This is a genomic window from Ferrovum myxofaciens, assembly GCF_000735045.1.
Taxonomy (GTDB): domain Bacteria; phylum Pseudomonadota; class Gammaproteobacteria; order Burkholderiales; family Ferrovaceae; genus Ferrovum; species Ferrovum myxofaciens.
This window is the reverse complement of the sequence record NZ_JPOQ01000183.1, coordinates 1-1,587: the sequence shown is the minus strand read 5'-3', so window position 1 is coordinate 1,587 and position 1,587 is coordinate 1. Positions and strand designations below refer to the sequence as shown.

The window sequence follows — 1,587 nt, the reverse complement described above, 5'->3', positions numbered from 1 at the left end:
GTAATCGCTCATGTACTAATTATACAGATGCTAGATATATAATGCAAGACAAATCTAAGTCAAAACCAACTTCCCGCTTTCCTCCCCATGGCTAAAGCGAGGGGATTCTCGCGGAGATGGGTTGAGGAAGGCAGCAGCCTACTTGAGATTAAGTGTTTCCATCACTATTATTTTTGTGCTATGGGAATGTGCTGGCGTTTCAACAAGCCGCCACCATTTCCGCCGATCTTCTGTGTTTGCCCAACCTTTGTCCTTACACTCTGTGCGAGCGCAAGAAGCACGCTGCTGAGGCCATGGCGTACAATGGGCTGGTGCAAAGTTGGCAAGAAATTACTAGGAAGGCAAGGGGAAAGCCGAGTGCCGGAACAACGGGCACCGACGACATGTTTGATGAATCCGCATGAACTTGCGCTTGAGGCGGGAGAACAACTGAAATGACAATGTCTGCGTTTTTTACACGATTCAGAGACCTCGCATTCAAGGAAATGCGCGCTTGCACCGTCTCACCCGGCAGGGAAATACCCGCTGATGAATATGGCTTCCTAGAGTTCTATTGCGACGATGCACAATGCGATTGCCGTCGAGTCATGATTAAAGTGCTGGGCCAACGCAGCGGGGACAAGGCTTGGGCCACGATTAGTTATGGCTGGGAAACTCCAGAGTTCTATCGGGGATGGGCAGGAACTGACTTAATGGACGTTGAAGATCTGTGCCGTCCGACCCTCGATTTGCTGAATCCACAATCACCACACGCAGAATTTTTCCTTTCATTGTTTGAGGAAATCATCCAGGGCAAAACTTAAGTGGAGCGCTTGCAGCGGCACTATGCAATGTTCAGGAAACCGGCGAAGCGTCGGTAGGGATTGCCGCAGTAAAGATGCGAAATGAAATAGGATGCGAAAGATGGCATGGATTGATGAAGCAGCACTGTGTTTAACAGGGAAGCTACCAGAGGGAAGTCGCTTGATTGTGTTTGGCTCTCAAGCGCGCGGCGATGCACGGCTCGATAGCGATGTTGATTTGCTGGTGATTGAGCCAGAGGTGTCGAATCGTTTTGCGGAGATGGCAAGGATTTCGACCCTGCTGGGACAAAAGCTGATTCCAGCAGATGTAGTAGTGCTGAGTGCTGCTGCATTTGAAAGGCAAAAGTCAATCATCAATACGCTGGCATGGCGCGCTGATCGCGAAGGGAGTTTGCATGAATTCGCAGCTTGATCATGCAAATGGCTTGCTGACCAAAGCACGCGATGATTTTTTTGTGGTGCGTCGACTGGCGGGTGAAGCAGATGCGCCGGGATGGGTGTTGGTATTTCATGCCGAGCAGGCGGTTGAAAAGGCACTCAAAGCGGTATTGTCGAACGCAAATGTTGTTTATCCGCGCACTCATAATTTGGTGATGTTGGTCGAACTATTGCGGCAAGTGGGTATTCTGGACCAACGTGACCGGTCATTCTGATTTATCGTGACCGGTCATTCTGATTTATCGTGACCGGTCATTCTGGTTATCGTGACCGCCTGTTCTGATTTATCGTGACCGATTTGGCGGGTTTCCGGAATCTTCGGTCACGATGCCGGAATGACGTTGTA

4 protein-coding genes are annotated in these 1,587 nt (G+C 50.0%); all 4 read left to right on the top strand.

Annotation, left to right across the window (positions count from 1 at the left end; translation table 11 throughout):
• Window positions 1–152 precede the first annotated feature (152 nt).
• Complete coding sequence (locus tag IV91_RS0112665; RefSeq protein ID WP_031598995.1) at window positions 153–404, top strand: hypothetical protein; 252 nt, start codon at window positions 153–155, stop codon at window positions 402–404.
• Between the two features lie 30 nt (window positions 405–434).
• Window positions 435–803: a hypothetical protein gene (locus IV91_RS0112660; protein ID WP_031598994.1), complete on the top strand. Its 369-nt coding sequence runs from the start codon at window positions 435–437 to the stop codon at window positions 801–803.
• A 100-nt stretch (window positions 804–903) separates the two neighbouring features.
• A complete protein-coding gene (locus IV91_RS0112655; protein WP_031598993.1) occupies window positions 904–1,215 on the top strand; it encodes a nucleotidyltransferase domain-containing protein in 312 nt (103 codons plus the stop codon).
• Window positions 1,199–1,456, top strand: a complete 258-nt coding sequence (locus IV91_RS0112650; protein ID WP_051862711.1) for a HEPN domain-containing protein — start codon at window positions 1,199–1,201, stop codon at window positions 1,454–1,456. Before IV91_RS0112655 ends, IV91_RS0112650 begins: the two co-directional genes overlap by 17 nt.
• Window positions 1,457–1,587: the final 131 nt, after the last annotated feature.